At 45.7% G+C, this 15,075-nt stretch carries 16 protein-coding genes; 13 read left to right on the top strand and 3 right to left on the bottom strand.

Annotation, left to right across the window (positions count from 1 at the left end; translation table 11 throughout):
• Positions 1 to 49 precede the first annotated feature (49 nt).
• Positions 50 to 505, top strand: coding sequence for a hypothetical protein (locus QJS83_RS10025; RefSeq protein WP_284604491.1), 456 nt, complete (start codon positions 50 to 52; stop codon positions 503 to 505).
• A 6-nt stretch (positions 506 to 511) separates the two neighbouring features.
• Positions 512 to 2,143, top strand: a complete 1,632-nt coding sequence (locus QJS83_RS10020) for a glycerol-3-phosphate dehydrogenase/oxidase (protein ID WP_284604489.1) — start codon at positions 512 to 514, stop codon at positions 2,141 to 2,143.
• Here the strand turns inward: QJS83_RS10020 and QJS83_RS10015 are convergent.
• Positions 2,140 to 2,502 carry a 4a-hydroxytetrahydrobiopterin dehydratase gene (locus QJS83_RS10015; protein ID WP_284604487.1) on the bottom strand — a complete coding sequence of 121 codons (363 nt, stop codon included), beginning with the start codon at positions 2,500 to 2,502 and terminating at the stop codon, positions 2,140 to 2,142. The two genes, QJS83_RS10020 and QJS83_RS10015, sit on opposite strands and share 4 nt — an antisense overlap.
• A 188-nt stretch (positions 2,503 to 2,690) precedes the next feature.
• Between QJS83_RS10015 and QJS83_RS10010 the strand changes: the two genes are divergently transcribed.
• From QJS83_RS10010 to QJS83_RS09965, 10 genes are all read left to right on the top strand, one after another.
• Positions 2,691 to 3,143: a hypothetical protein gene (locus tag QJS83_RS10010; RefSeq protein ID WP_284604485.1), complete on the top strand. Its 453-nt coding sequence runs from the start codon at positions 2,691 to 2,693 to the stop codon at positions 3,141 to 3,143.
• A 119-nt stretch (positions 3,144 to 3,262) separates the two neighbouring features.
• Entirely contained in the window at positions 3,263 to 4,276 is a 1,014-nt protein-coding gene (locus tag QJS83_RS10005) for a hypothetical protein (protein WP_284604483.1), read from the top strand.
• Positions 4,277 to 4,377: 101 nt separating this feature from the next.
• Positions 4,378 to 5,421, top strand: coding sequence for a rod shape-determining protein (locus QJS83_RS10000; RefSeq protein ID WP_015089392.1), 1,044 nt, complete (start codon positions 4,378 to 4,380; stop codon positions 5,419 to 5,421).
• An 11-nt stretch (positions 5,422 to 5,432) separates the two neighbouring features.
• Positions 5,433 to 5,903: a hypothetical protein gene (locus tag QJS83_RS09995; RefSeq protein ID WP_284604476.1), complete on the top strand. Its 471-nt coding sequence runs from the start codon at positions 5,433 to 5,435 to the stop codon at positions 5,901 to 5,903.
• Entirely contained in the window at positions 5,884 to 6,831 is a 948-nt protein-coding gene (locus QJS83_RS09990) for a zf-HC2 domain-containing protein (protein WP_284604474.1), read from the top strand. Before QJS83_RS09995 ends, QJS83_RS09990 begins: the two co-directional genes overlap by 20 nt.
• A gap of 101 nt (positions 6,832 to 6,932) precedes the next feature.
• Positions 6,933 to 8,789 (top strand): ATP-binding protein, encoded by a 1,857-nt coding sequence (locus QJS83_RS09985; protein WP_284604472.1) that lies wholly within the window; start codon positions 6,933 to 6,935, stop codon positions 8,787 to 8,789.
• 32 nt (positions 8,790 to 8,821) lie between these two features.
• On the top strand, positions 8,822 to 9,040 hold the full coding sequence (locus QJS83_RS09980; protein ID WP_284604470.1) for a hypothetical protein: 219 nt from the start codon (positions 8,822 to 8,824) through the stop codon (positions 9,038 to 9,040).
• A gap of 168 nt (positions 9,041 to 9,208) precedes the next feature.
• Positions 9,209 to 9,937 carry a fimbrial biogenesis chaperone gene (locus tag QJS83_RS09975; protein WP_284604467.1) on the top strand — a complete coding sequence of 243 codons (729 nt, stop codon included), beginning with the start codon at positions 9,209 to 9,211 and terminating at the stop codon, positions 9,935 to 9,937.
• A 32-nt stretch (positions 9,938 to 9,969) separates the two neighbouring features.
• A complete protein-coding gene (locus tag QJS83_RS09970) occupies positions 9,970 to 12,351 on the top strand; it encodes a fimbria/pilus outer membrane usher protein (protein WP_284604465.1) in 2,382 nt (793 codons plus the stop codon).
• Positions 12,351 to 13,274: a hypothetical protein gene (locus tag QJS83_RS09965; RefSeq protein ID WP_284604463.1), complete on the top strand. Its 924-nt coding sequence runs from the start codon at positions 12,351 to 12,353 to the stop codon at positions 13,272 to 13,274. The genes QJS83_RS09970 and QJS83_RS09965 overlap by 1 nt, the downstream gene beginning before the upstream one ends.
• Before the next feature lie 56 nt (positions 13,275 to 13,330).
• On the opposite strand, the gene QJS83_RS09960 is transcribed toward QJS83_RS09965, so the two are convergent.
• Positions 13,331 to 13,816, bottom strand: coding sequence for a hypothetical protein (locus tag QJS83_RS09960; protein ID WP_284604462.1), 486 nt, complete (start codon positions 13,814 to 13,816; stop codon positions 13,331 to 13,333).
• 286 nt (positions 13,817 to 14,102) lie between these two features.
• On the opposite strand from QJS83_RS09960, the gene QJS83_RS09955 reads away from it, so the two are divergent.
• The gene (locus QJS83_RS09955) at positions 14,103 to 14,672 is read left to right on the top strand and encodes a hypothetical protein (protein WP_284604460.1); all 570 of its coding nucleotides are present in this window, start codon (positions 14,103 to 14,105) and stop codon (positions 14,670 to 14,672) included.
• Here the strand turns inward: QJS83_RS09955 and QJS83_RS09950 are convergent.
• Positions 14,566 to 15,075, bottom strand: coding sequence for a JAB domain-containing protein (locus QJS83_RS09950; RefSeq protein WP_284604458.1), 510 nt, complete (start codon positions 15,073 to 15,075; stop codon positions 14,566 to 14,568). The genes QJS83_RS09955 and QJS83_RS09950 overlap by 107 nt on opposite strands.

Below are 15,075 nucleotides of genomic sequence, written 5' to 3'. Positions count from 1 at the left end.
TCTTCTAGTATGAAATAGATAGAGTAAATTGACAAGGAGACCTCAGGCCATGAGCCTTTATTGCCGCGTAATTCAGGCAGACGATTTGCAAGATATTCTCGACCTCGAGAATAAAAAGCTTCAAGAAGCGTATCCAGATGAAATGGAAAGAATGATGGCCGGATGGAATTCAAAATTCCGCGTGGAAGCTTTGAATCACTACATTCCGCTCGGCTGGAGTTTCCTTGCCAGAGATAAAGAGAGCGACAAACTCATGGGCTACTTTATCGCGCAACCGCTTCTTTTCCTCGACGGTCACACGCAATCTTTGTGGGTGGAACACGTTCAGCATTGTTCGTTGCAGGCACGCGACGAACTTTGTGAGCTCGCCTACAAATTAGGAAGAGAAAAGCATTTACAAAGAGTTTATTTCCCGCAAGACAACGGCGTCCCTAATTCCATCAAAGCTTTCAAGGCAGAAAGCTGGCAACCAGGAACACTTTCCGTCAAGACGACGAAAGGATAAGTTCAGATGAAAAATTTCTCCTTCGCAAATCGTATTCAGAATTTGAATAAAATGAAAAACCAGGAATTCGATCTGGTGATTATCGGGGGAGGAATTAACGGAGCAGGGGTCGCTCGTGATGCTTCAGCGCGCGGGATGAAAGTGGCTTTGATTGAAGCGCGCGACTTTGCTTCGGGAACATCTTCGAAATCTTCAAAACTTATCCACGGCGGTATTCGTTACTTAGAGAACCTCGAATTCAAGCTGGTTTTTGAAGCGTTGAACGAACGCACTCGTTTGTTTGAAATGGCTCCGCATCTTGTGCATCCATTGCGCTTTATGATTCCTCTATACGAGGAAAGCCGCGTGGGCATGACGAAAATGGGTTTGGGCATGTGGCTTTATGATGCCCTGGCCCTTTTCCAAGTACCCGAAATGCACGAACGCCTTAATGCAAAAGAATCTTTGGAAAGAATGCCGGCGATTCGTTCCGCCCATCTTCTTGGCTCTTATATTTATTCTGATGCCTATATGGATGATGACCGTTTGGTGCACGAAACACTGCGTTCGGCGAATGAAAATGGCGCGTTGTCTGCGAACTATGTCAAAGCCACGGGCGCGAAATTCAAAGACGACAAAATTACTGAAGTTCTTTGTGAAGATCAAATCAGCAAAGAAAAGTTCTCGATTAAAACCCGTCATGTGATTAGCAGCGTAGGACCGTGGACCGATGAAGTGGGACATACTCTTTTAAAAGACTGGAAGAACATTCTTCGTCCGACAAAAGGGATTCATCTGACTTTGCCGAAAAATCGTCTGCCACTCACAAGCGCCGTGGTGATGGCGGCCGAAAAAAGTGATCGTATTGTTTTTGGCATTCCTCGCCATGAAATGATCATCATTGGCACCACAGACACGGATTACAAGGAATCTCCGGAAGATGTCATGGCCACGCCTGAGGATGTAAAATATCTTTTGTCGATCACTCGCCACTATTTTCCAGGCGCTGAAATTACAGCTCATGATGTGATTGCGAGTTATGCGGGAGTGCGTCCTCTTGTGAACGATGGTTCTTCTACTGAAGGAAAAACCAGCAGAGAGCACACGATTATCGCCGATCCGCGAGGCATTACTTTCGTGGCGGGTGGTAAGTACACGACCTACCGTTTGATGTGCCAGCAGACCGTGAATAAAGCTTTAGAGGCCTTTTCTTTCGAGGAAAAAGTGCAGTTCGCAAAAGCTGATACAACGAAGCCTTTGAACCCGTACACAAGTGTCGATGCCTTTCAGCAGGCGCAAAATCAAGTCGATGCGTGGGCAGCCGAAACGGGCCGACCTTTGGAAGACGTCAAACATCTTGCCGAACGTTATGGTTTAGAGGCCGCGGAGATTCTTGAAAAATATCCTGAAAATTATAGCTACTGGCAGTTAGAAGCCGCTCAGGCCATTGATATGACGATGTGTCTGCACATGCGTGATTTCTGGGCTCGCCGAGTTCCTTTGTTCCTTGCTGATCGCAATCATGGCGTTAAAGTCATCGATGAAGTCGGCGCTGTTTTTCAAGAAAAGTTAGGATGGAGCGATGCTCGCCTCGACGAAGAAAAACATCTTTTAACTGCCTATATGGCGCGCGAAGTAGAGTGGAAAAAACATTTCTAGTTCGGCGCTGCTGAAAAATGCATGCCGCGAAGGGCGTCGACTTTTGCGGCACAGATAAAATCATTTTCTGAAATCCCTCCTTTACCGCCATTGACGGAATGAGTGTTAAATCTCACTACGCAGTGATTGTAATTCACAACCAACTCGGGATGATGATCTTCGAAGTGGGCGATATACGCTACGGCATTCACAAATGCCATCGTCTCGTAGTAGTTATTGAATAGAAATTTTTTGCTGATCCTGTCTTCCTCGAGATCCCAACCGTGCAGTGCCGACAAAGATTCTTTAATAGCTACATCGCTGAGTCCTTGTTTTCGTGGGTGACTTTTTTCTTTTAAAAAATCAGAGATATTGTGCATGGCTTACCTCACATCAGTATCCGTAAAGATAGTGAACTCATTCATTGCGATAAAGAGCCGCAAGAAAAGACGATGAAAATACACGCGGGGAGAATGTGAAATAGCAACATCATTGTTTCGTCGATGTAACTAACCGAAGAAAAAAGAAATCCTTACTATTCAAACTTCATTTTTATAAGGAGGATTTTATGAAATATTTGATGGGATTCTTTTCAGCATTCTTAATTCACAACGCCGCAACGGCAGCATGTGGAGATGAATCCACGAGAGAATTTTTGGGCGATGAAGCCATCACGATGACTTATATTCTTAAGAACTCATCCATCGCGCACAAGAGCACCTCAGGAAATGTTGTCACGTGGACTGTTTCCAAACTCGTCTGTCGTCAAACCAACCGCGGTGTTCTTCCTGACTTGATGCCTGACTACAAATGCTCAACGCCTTCGGGAGTCGGCAAGATAACAGCCAAGGCCCTTTTCGATGCGATGTCGGAAATGGGTGTGATGCCCGACGGAGCTGCGGGACACGTTTACGAGCAGGCACGCACGATCAAATGCAGTGTTAATAAGAACGGCTCGGGCGGCACATCCATCAATCCGCGCTGTACAATGAAGGCCGCATGGGGGGACGAATGCGGCTGACCAAAATTGGCAGCGTCTATTAACTAACTATTTAAAACCACTCAGAAATGATTAAACTGAGTTTGAGAGTGGCAGGTTCTTTGAATATCTAGCGGTGTTGACCAGTTGGAGGTCCCGCCGTGAAAAAACTGAACCTGCCATTTGCGATGACGATCCTTTCTTTGTCTCTCGTTGCCTGCTCCAATGGGGGCGGCGGAGGCGGAGGGCCGGTGGTCCCTGGAAATGTAGTGACGCCTCCGGTGGTGGACGTGTCGGGCACTTTTACTTACGAATTTAAGGTCAATGGCTGCACGACTGGGAAACAAATCTTCTCTTCAAAAAAAGCTTACTGCGATTCTTTGCTCAATGATTCTTTGAACCAAAACTGTGCGCGGGAAATGCGTGTAGAGACCTATAATCGCAATTGCACGAACACGCCGGTTGCAAATGTGGGAAATCTGCCAGCGATGAGCGCGGCTCGTTGTGTGGTAAACGGAATGGATCTCAAAGACCGAACTTTCTTGGACAACCTCAATCCTTTCAATCCGCAAAGACGGCAAACTTTCAGAGACATGTTTTGGGATGGCAAGCGTAATCAGGGTTATGACATCCTCGGCTCTCTGCTTGATTCTTATGGCCGTGCTCGTCTGAACCTGACTCCGGCGGCGGGACAAGCGGCTCAAGGTGAAATTCAGCTTTTACAAAGAAAAGGCGACGATTATTTTGCCGTTCGTTCCGGTCTGGGTTCGAAAATTCGTATGCTTGTGACGAACTTTCAGATGGAAAAAGAAGTAGAGGCTGTTTGTATCAGCGACACTTCGTTTAAAAGAGCGAAGGTGAATGTCACTCAAGTGCGTTGCTCTCTGAAGTTTGGATCACGCAAACAGAATCAGCGTGAAGAGATGATTTCGTGGAACGCGCAGTCTTTAGTAGAGAAAGAATTATTTCGAAATCGCGCGAATGAATCTGTGATCGTTCGCTTGAAACCCGCTACTGGCGGGCAAGACGAACGTATCGAGATCGAAGCAGCGGAACTCGACATCGACAAAACTTTACGCGCCGAAAGCACCCTCAACGAAGGTTTGGAAGTGCGCTACCAAGGTCGATCTTCCGGCACCTCTCTAAATGTGAGCTGTGCGCCTGCGTCAAAATAACGGCGGGACTTGTCTAAATATCTGCATTGACTCTGCTTTTCATCGCTCCTAGACTTGAGCTGTTTAGACACGATGAATATTTCTCTGAAGTGAGATTCAGCATGAGTTTTTTTGACAAAGTTCAAGATTATTTTTCTAACGATATCGCCATTGACCTCGGCACCGCGAACACGCTCGTTTACGTTAAAGGACGCGGCATTATTCTCGACGAACCTTCTGTCGTTGCCGTACAAAAAAATTATCGCGGAATGCAGAACCGTGTTCTTGCCGTAGGTAAAGAAGCGAAAGATATGTTGGGTCGTACACCTGGCAGTATCGTTGCAATTCGTCCGATCAAAGACGGTGTTATCGCCGACTTCGAAGTAACTCAGTCCATGTTGAAATACTTCATCGGAAAATCTTTGGGAGAGAAAAAATCTTTCATCCGCCCTCGTATCATCATCTGCGTTCCTTACGGAATCACTCAGGTGGAAAAACGTGCGGTTAAAGAAGCAGCTCAATCTGCCGGTGCACGTGAAGTTTATTTGATCGAAGAACCAATGGCAGCAGCTATTGGCGCCGGCCTTCCTATCACAGAGCCTTCCGGCAACATGGTTGTCGATATGGGCGGTGGTACGACGGGTGTGGCAGTGATTTCTTTGGGCGGTATCGTTTACTGTAAATCTATCAAAGTTGCCGGCGACAAATTCGACGAAGCGATCGTGAATTATGTTCGTCGTCAGTTCAATCTTTTGATCGGTGAAAGAACTGCTGAAAATATTAAAATCCAAATCGGTAACGCTTATCCATTCGAAGAAGAAAAGTCGATGGAGATCAAAGGTCGTGACCTTGTTGCCGGTGCCCCTAAGACAATTGAAATCACATCTTCTCAAGTGAACGATGCTTTGATGGATCCATTGTCTGAAGTTGTCGACGCTGTTCGTACAGCTCTTGAAAAAACTCCGCCGGAATTAGCTTCTGATATCGTCGATAACGGAATTGTTCTAACGGGCGGTGGCGCTCTTCTAGCGAACTTAGATGTTTTGCTTAGAGAAAGAACGGGACTTCCGGTTTCTATCGCGGAAGATCCTCTTAGCTGTGTAGTTATGGGATCTGGAAAAGTTCTCGACCAGCTTGATCTTCTCAGACAGCTTACTGTCGACTAAGATAAGGGAATATGACCGAATCGGACGTACAATCTATCGCTTTATTTTTCTACTTTGCTTTGCTCGATGATCAAAAAGCGATAGAGGCTTCGTCCCAGGCTCTAGCCCTTTGTCGAGTTCGCAAACAAAGAAATCCGGATATGAATAACAAAGTCGCTCTTGTGGCGGCGACAAAGACGGTGTGGGACAAGTTCAAGGCCCGCGTGGCTCGCGGTCGTCCTAATACTTCCGTTGAATCAGGCTGGTTGGTTCCTGAAGACCTCGATTTAGGTCCGTGGCGTGAATTTCAAAAATCAGCTTCTGAAGACGAACTTCTGACTGTGATTTGGTCAAAGATTTTAAAAATCGACGATGATGACATTTCCGAAGGCTTGGGAATCACTCAAGGGACGATTCGTTATCGTCTTGGCAGAGCTCTTCGCAAACTCGGAAGTATGACTCAAGGTGTGAGTAAGTTAAAGCATGGCTCAACAGGAAGATAAAATACCACTCTCAAAAAAAGGTAAAAGGGAGATTTCTCCCTTTATTGGTCATGAGCTTCTTTATGACTATCTTTCCGGAAGTCTCGATAAAGAGCGTCGTGCCGCCGTCGAAGATCACGTGAAATTTTCGCGTGATGCCCAGCTCGATTTAAATAAAATCCAAAATGGACAAAGCTATGCGGAGAAGCTCGCGGACACCGTTGTGTCCGAGCCAATCATTGCGCAAATCAGTGCGCCTTCCAGCTATCTCACTGTGCTTATGCAAAAATCCAACTTTGATAAGTGGCCGCAAGGTTTGAAGTGGGGTTTAGAGGCTTTGGTTGTTGTTCTTGTCATCGTGACTTTACTGACTGTGACACCTTGGCAAAAGGTGATGCAGCTTGGAGTAGGTACGGGATCCAAAGAAGTCGTTTTGGCGGAAGTTTCAAAATCAGGTTCTTCGCAAGTTGTGGTGGAAACGCCGGAGTTTGTCGATGAAGGTGTGAAAGAGGCGACACCAGCTCCGACAGCAACGACTGTCGCTGCGAAAACTCCAGAAAAGCCACAGCCTGTCGCTACTCCGACGGCGACGACGGCGAAAGCGGAAGAAATCAAAGCTGCTGAAACAACAGCATCGCCTGCGACAGGCGGAGGCTTTCTTTACCGCGGTGAAATTGCAGTCACGAACGTGGATGTGGTTGGTCCCAAGATCACGGATAAGATTCTGGGCCTCGGTGGAAGAAAAGCCGGTTCCGTGGAGCTGGGTTGGCGCAAAGCGGGTACTAACTCCATGTACTACCACTTCACGATTCCCGAAGCGAAATATCAGGATCTTCTTACTTTCCTTGGCACATACGGCAAAGCGAAGCTGACGAAAGAGAAACATCCTCGCGTCATGCCGGATGGAATCATCCGTCTTATCATCACAGTGGACGAAGCGAAGAAGTGAAAACTCTAAGGAAGAAACCAAAAAGATCCTTGCGCACGATCTTGATAGTTTGGTTTGTCCTTTTTTCTGTCGTGCCCTTGGCTTTTGTCACGGGCTATTCCATGTTGAAATACGAAAAAGCGATCGATCACGAACTTTCGCAGCGTCTTAGCGGCAATGCGCGGGAAATTGATCTTGTCTTGAGTGACCTTCGCGCAAGTATGCAGCAAAAGCGCGACAAGTACGTTCGCGATCCCAGTCTTGTGTATCACCTGACAATGGGGGATGGTGGGACTCTGCGCACGATTTCCTCGCCTTGGATTAAAGCGGACAATCTTTCCAGTCTTACATTTTTCGATCGGGAAGGTCGAATGTTGGCTTCTGTATTTAAAGATGACAAAGACAACGTAAGAAGTTTTGTTCCGGTTCAAGATGCCGTTTTTCTTTCGGCTAAATACATGGCGCACGTCAAAGACGAAAAGGAAATTGCATTGGCCGAGTTTGGCGAGAATCAAAAAATAAATTTGATTCTGATTTCGAAAGTGAGCGGCAGCGGTGGCAGAACCGTCGGCTATCTTGAGCAAATTGTCGACTTAAACAAAGCATTTGTGGGTCGGCTAAAAAATCGTCTGAAACTTGAACTGATCTTTTTCAAAGACTCAGGGCAAGTCGTCGTTGCAAGTCATCCGGATTTTTACCTTTATAAGAAAGATTTCTTTCGCCCTTACTTCAGACCTGGCAGCGAACCATTCTTTGATTTGACGGTGCGCTCGAATCCCTATGGATTTTTGATCTATCCGCTGAATTGGGGAGTCACGAAATTCAACGTCGCTCTAGGGGCTTCGAAAAGCGAAGCTAAAGCCGTTCTTAAAAACGTGAACTACGCCTTCATCACTGTCGTTGGCGCCGTTGTCGTGCTTCTTATTCTGACGATTCTTGTAACCTCAAGTTGGGTGTTGAAGCCGCTCTATGAACTTGTCGAAGCTTTGCAGTCGTTTGAATCCCAAGAACAAGCCGTTACAATCCCGGTAAAAAACGACACTGAAATCGGTCTACTGACTGAGTCTTTCAATGAGATGAGTAAAAAGATTTGGCAAGCGCGTTCGGATCTTCGAAAGAAGATCACGGAGCTCGAGTCCGCCAATAAAGAACTCAAAGATACACAAACAAAACTGGTACATTCCGCAAAGATGGTCAGTCTGGGGCAACTTGTTGCGGGTGTGGCGCACGAATTGAACAATCCGATCGGATTTATCTACAGCAACATGGTTCATCTTAAAGAGTACTCTGAAAAACTCATTGAGCTTGCTGATGTCGCTGAAAAAAATCCGGCAAGGCTTCCGGCTCTCAAAGAAGAATACGAATTCGACTATATCGTTAAGGATCTTCCGAAACTTGTGGCTTCTTGCCAAGACGGTGCTCGCCGTACACGCGACATTGTTTTGGGACTTAGAAACTTCTCGCGATTGGAAGAGGCCAAGTTGCAAGAGATCGACGTTCACCAAAGTCTCGATACAACTTTGAATCTTCTGCAAGGCGAGATTAAAAATCGTATTGAGATTCATCGCCAGTACGAGCCGATTCCTTTGATCCATTGTTACGCGAGTCAGATCAATCAAGTCTTTATGAACATCCTGTCGAATGCTGTCCAAGCAATCGAAGGCAATGGGCACATTTGGATTTCTACAGTTGCCCTTAAGGACTATAAAGGCTCGAAAGACAAACGCGGATGGGTTCAGGTTTCCATTCAAGACAGCGGTAAAGGTATGTCTTCAGAAGTTTTGGAAAAAATCTTCGATCCGTTCTTTACCACGAAAGGTGTCGGTCAAGGCACCGGCTTGGGTTTGAGTATCTCTTACGGCATTATTCAAAACCATGGGGGAGAAATCCAAGCCCGTTCCGAAACTGGCGTAGGCACGGAATTTATCGTTATCATTCCTGTTTATCCGCCTGTTCTTAGCGAAACCAAACTCTCCTAAAGCTTTCGTCGGGTTTCACCGATAATAGAGCTATGAAGATTCTGGTTTTTTCAGCTCTCTTTCTTGTAAGTGTGGCGAGCACGGCGAAAAGCAAAAGACTTTTGCTTTCAGGGACAGTGCCTATGAAAGCTGACGTTAAGTTGGTGTCAGTCAATGGAGAAACCAAAATCCATTCCAACAGTTCCGCAGGTTTGAAAGTGGAAATAAAAAAGCGTTCACCTGCTTCCGTCGTTACGGTCACTGCTCCATAGTCTAGAAATCTTCGGCAAAGCTTTTACCCGAATGTGAATACAAACTACTCCAGTCGGAGTATTCCTCTGAAAATCGCGTTCTTGTCAGGACTTTCCTAAGACCAGTTGTTAAGATTAATTGTTAATCCTCATTCTCCACGAGTTATTCCTCGAATACGCTTAGTTAATATGCTTAGAAAATCAGTTCTCACGGTTCTGTTCTTTTTATTTCCGTCGATTACGTTGGCATTCCGTCTAACACCTATGGTGATTTATTTTTCTCCAGAGGGAAAAAAGACGACACAGGTTCTGACGTTAGAAAATCCGGGAAACGAAAAAGTTCCTGTGCAAATCGAAGCATTTGCCAGAAGAAGTAATGAAAAAGGCGAAGAGGTTCGCGAAAAGACGGGCGACTTCAATATCTATCCAGAGCAGGTAGTGCTTCTTCCGAATGAAAAAAGAAACGTCCGCATCACTTGGGCGGGCGATCTCAATGATCCGACTGAAAAAGCTTATCGTATTGTCGCGTCTCAATTGCCCGTTGAGTTTCGGGATCGCAATGCCAAGCCCAAAAAAGCAGGCGTAAATCTAAATTTCCTTTTGCAATATGTGGCGTCGGCTTATGTCACACCCGAGGGTGCCGTCGCGAAAGTACGGCTCAAAGACGTGCGAAGTTCTGACGGAAAAAATATTCAAGTATCGATTGCCAATGAAGGCACGGCTCATAAAGTTTTGCGCTTAAAAAAGTTGACGATCTATTCCGGTGAAAAGAAAGCGGTTGAGTTCACGCAAATCAAGGAACTCGATAGTGCAAATCTTCTGCCGGGCGAGTCGCGAACGATCACGTTGCAAACGCCTCAATCTATTCCCCTCAGCGGGCTTCGCGGTGAAATAGAACTTACGGAGTCCGGCGATTGAGGATCGTTCTTTTTAGTTTTTTATTCTGTATTATGACGAGTGTTGTCTTCGCTCAAGCGCACGGCCCGCGTCCTGCACTTGGGACGCCTTATCTTGTTGCGCCCTTGATTCTAGACGGCCACGTTCTTGGTGAGGCCTGGGTTTTTCCGAGAGACGGCAGAAAAAGTTTTGCCGTCGAAGCAAGTCCTTTAGTGGAAGGACTACAAATGTATCTCAAAGAAGATCTGCTGAAAAATTTAAAAGCCCGGGTGTCGACAGAAGGTGTTCTTACGCTGCATGATCTAGAGTCGGCGGGATTAAGTGTCTTCTTCGACGAGGCAACACTTGAGCTGCGTCTGGATCTTCCACTGAAGTATCGTCGCAGTCATGACCTTAACCTGAACTATACGGAATTCGGCGAGGAAAAAGTTTTAAGACCTTCTTTGCAAAGTGGTTACATCAATCTGCGTACGCAGCAGTCCTTTCAGTACGGAAGTGGTGTTGAAGACGAGAAACTGCCTTTGACAGGACATCTTGATTTTGTCGAAAACGTGAACGGTGTTGTTTTTGAATCCATGGCGGATTATCAGGAAAGTTCCGACGATCCATGGAAAAGACAAGACACGCGCTTTCGCTATGACGATGAAGAAAAAATGTTGCGGTACACTCTGGGCGATTTAACTTTAGGCGCCCGGGGTTTTCAAATTTCTCCGAATGTGGCGGGATTTTCTGTTGTTCGAGAATTTTCGATTCAGCCTTATAAAACACTTCGTCCACTGAGCAATACCGAAATTGTTATCAAAAGACCGTCACTTGTTGAAGTTTATGTGAATGGATTTCTTTACAGCCAGCTTCGTTTATCCCCGGGGATATTCAATATTCGCGACTTCCCTTTGGCGACAGGTCAGAACAATGTGAAGATCAAAGTTCGGGACGATCTTGGCCAGGAAGAAACATATGATTTCTCCGTTCTGTTTGAAAATACTCTTTTGAGAAAAGACGTTCACGAATTCTCTTATTCTTTGGGTCTGCCTTGGCGGGAGTCCGGGGCGGATCGCGCTTATGATAATACAGGTGCCGTTCTTAGTTTGTATCACCGTATGGGCCTTTCCGATCAATTGACGTTCGGGTTGAATTTTCAAAATTATCTTTCGCAAGCTTTAACGGGCGTCGAGTTTTCAGGAATCGCCGGCTGGGGTTATCTTTCTGTTGAAGGGGGATATTCCACGCAAAGCTCCCGCAAAGAGGGATTTGCAGAACGTCTGCGCTATCGCACTTTAGATCGTATGTTCGGAAAAGACGTTCCGGTTATTCTGACTGTCGAAGCAGAAAACCGGGATGCTGATTTTGTGGCCGTATCACCTTTTGATCTTGGGGTTCTTAGTTATTTGCGACGTTACGATGCGCAGATTAACTTTCGCTCTGGTTCCGCCTGGATTTTGGGATTTGGCGGCGGATCTTTAGAGTATGCCGCAGGAGAAACGCAAAGAACTTACCGTACAAATCTGGTTGTGCCGCTCAACCCGCACACTCGCATTGAGCTCAGTTATAATAAGCTTATTGGAACAGATGAAGAAGACCGCGGTATGTTTTCATTTTATTGGAGTGAACCTCAAGGAAAATACAGTGCGAGCGCTTACTACGATTCGCTTCAGAAAAGTTCCAACTTAACTTTAAGCAGAAACAGCCTGCATAAGTATGACGATGCTCGCTGGATGGCTTCTCTTTCAGAAACGGACGGGAGTAACTCTGCCAATCTTTCCGCCGAGTATTTAGCGCAACCTTTCAGTGCGCGTTTAGATCACTACTCCAATTGGCAAAACGGAATTGATTCCAACACCACGGGTATCGGTCTTAATACGGGCTTTGCGTGGGTTGGCAATCGGGGAGCTTTCACTCAACCTATCAACGACAGTTTTGTGCTTATTCACACGGATAAAATGCCAGAGGGGCAAGAGCTTCTTATTAATCCGTACGGAACACATGGTGATGCTCAGTTAGGCCCGCGAAAATCGACCGTGTTGCGCGATCAAAGCTCTTATTACAAGAACCTTGTTAACGTGGATTCGACATCGTTGCCAGTTGGTTATCTTTTGGCGACGGAATACTATTCCACTCAACCTACTTATCGCAGCGGTATCTTTATTGACCTGAACTTAAAAAGAAAAATCTTAGTCAAGGGTCGCTTCGTTAGCGAAGAAAAAGAGCCTTTATCCTTCGTGGCAGGCGACATCTTGAATTCACAAGGTCAGCTGGTTGATAATAATTTCTTCACGAATAAAACGGGTGGATTCTTTATTGAAGGTTTAGAGCCGGGATCGTACACGATTGTCACCGATCATCCTGAGCTTTCTTCAATCAGCTTTGAGGTCAAAGAGGAATTAAGCTCTTCAGTAAATTTAGGTGATATCATTGTGAAAAAGAGAGGTGACTGATGAAATATATTTCTCTTTTTTTATTTATTCTATTTCCGCAGTTTTCCCTGGCAGATGCATTTTGCACAAACATGCAATTGCAGATCGCGCAAACAAACGTAAATTTCAATTCCGGCGCAACGGTCAACCCCACAATTATAGTAAAGGCGAACACAAACCCAGGACCGTGCGATTTCTTCATTACGGTGAATTACGGATCTTCGACGACGTTTACAAATAGAAGTCTTAAGATGGGAAGCAACAGTTGGCCTTTTCAGCTGACGAAAAACCCTTCTGCGACGCAGATTCTTAAGAACTTTCCAGACGTTTCAGGCAACAATGATGTTCTCACAGGCTATCTTGTCGGCGGAAGCAGCGATCAGCAGGTCGTCGTTAACTACTGGGCGGCGATCAATCAAACCAATCCCTGGCTCATGTATGGAAACTATACGGAGTCGATTACTTTCACTCTTTATAAAGGCACTCTTTCAAGTTATTCTCTGGCGCAGTCAGGAACCGTGACTTTCAATTATAACGCTCCTAAAAGAGTCGACATCTCCGTCGCTGCAACGGGCGGAAATTTCAATATTAACGACACGACGGAGACTTTGAATTTCGGTTCAATGTCTTCAGGAATCAGTCGTTCGGCGGATATAATTCTTAAATATAATGCGGGTTATATTCTCTTCGCGTCTTCTTTGAACAATAGTCGTTTGAAACACACGGCTCAGAATCTTTATATTCCATATACGATTTCGTTTCGAGGAACGCCCGTGAATCTAGGAAGCAGTTCTACAAATGCTGTTCAGGTCGCACGCGAGTTGGGACGATCTCCTGCAAGCGGATTGGTAATCCCGGTCACCGCTACGATCGGTAGTACCGCGAGTGCCCAGGGCGGCACTTATCAAGATACGATTGTTCTGACCGTTCAGTCGGCGGAATAAAAAAACCCGCCTGTAAAAAAGCGGGTTTCTTAAAGCTCATTGTCTTTGAAAGTCTATTAGTTAGCTTGGATAGAGACAGTCAATGTATCTTCGTAAGTACCAGCAGGAGCTGATGCATACGCCGTCACATCCGCCGTGATAACGGAAGTGTCTGTTGTAAGACCCGTCAATGAAGTTACGTTTTTCACCATAACTCCTGCTACTGTTGGCGTCACAGAAGCAGCGCCGTCATAACCAATTTTGTATGTCGTCTTCTTTGTTGCATCCACTGTGTGTCTAAGCTCGCCACCTGTCGAGGAAGAGATCACGATTTTATATCCAGCAAGATTATTAGATGTTTCAATAGCGGAACCGACGTTCTTCGCAGTTTCACCAGCAAGAATGTTCAACGTCGTATTGTTCGTACCATTGGCTGTAACCACGATGTCGTTCACAGAGTTGACTGTTCCTTGAAGCAAAAGAGTGCCAGAGCTAGCCGCCATAGCCGTGCTGCCTAAAGCAAGAGTTGCCATAACAGTTGTTGTGATTTGTTTAATTTTCATGTGAGGAATCCCTTTCAATTTGATCGGTTCTTGGTTATTTCTTCACCAAATCTTTACTTCACGAGGCATGCCACGCATTAAATCCGCGGTGGTGCATTACAATGCTGAAAGACTGTTTAAAAATTAAACAAGAGCGCAAAAGAAGCATTAAGGGCACTTCGCGTGAACAAATTCTTGTAAACTTGCGACTCAGTCTGAGATGAAAAAGGCTCTTTTTCTTAAGATTTCCCTTTTCAAGACCGATAGGACTTCTATGACATCCCAGAGGTCACAAAAGGAAAGCTCTATGTTTTTGGCCTTGCTGCTTTTTATTGGAGCGGCGGGACTGGTCTTTGCCTATTTGGGAAGTGAAGATCCGAAGCCGGTAGCGCAACAAGATCCGCGCGTAAAATCACAAAAATATGAAAAGTCAGTGAATCGTCATCTTATGTTCACGAATGAAAAGATGGAATTGGCAAGACAGCGTATGGAAGTGGAAAACGCTCGTCTGTTAAACACGGACTTTAACTCCACTTCGGCTCAACGAGCCTACACGAATGACAACACGTTAGATTTATCAACGGACACACGCGCCCAGGAGTTGGCGAATGAGCTGGGTCGTGGCACTCGCAAAGAAGAGGCAATGAGTCCCCATGATGTTGTTCAAAGGGAACTCTTCAACGCACAACAAATGGCGGAGTATACGCAAGCGTACAAAGAAGAATATGCTCGGCAGTTTATCGAAAACGCTCGGCGAGGCGGATACAAAGTTATTCTGAGCGATGACTTGAGTCGCGTAATTTCCGTAACACCTCTTCGCAGTCCGAGTCAGAATGGAATGGATCTATTTGGTTCTGGCGGAGACGCTCTTCAATAAATAACGATTTAAAATTTTTCCGCCATTTTTTGAAGTGTCCGTGGTCGGCCATGCTGTAGTACTGTGTTGGGGTCATCACGATGTGATCATGCAACGGAATTTGCAAAAGCAAACTCGCCTGATAAATTTTTCGAGTTATAATAAGATCTTGTTCTGAAGGTTCCGTGTGATTGCTGGGATGATTGTGCGCCATAATAAAAGAACAGGCGTTACAAAGAATCAGAGACCGAAAGATATCGCGTGGATGAATGAGACAGTGATCCGCAGTTCCGCGGAAGATCAAATCCTTTTTTATAACTTCCATTTGCGAGTTTAGTGCAAGTATCCAAATCTCCTCGGCAAAAGGATTTATTTGCGCACGGAGACATTCATAAGCCAAAAGACTTGAGGACACTTCATTCAT

The organism is Bdellovibrio sp. 22V, from assembly GCF_030169785.1.
Taxonomy (GTDB): domain Bacteria; phylum Bdellovibrionota; class Bdellovibrionia; order Bdellovibrionales; family Bdellovibrionaceae; genus Bdellovibrio.
The sequence above is the reverse complement of the archived record's forward strand: the minus strand, read 5'-3'. Positions and strand labels throughout refer to the sequence as shown.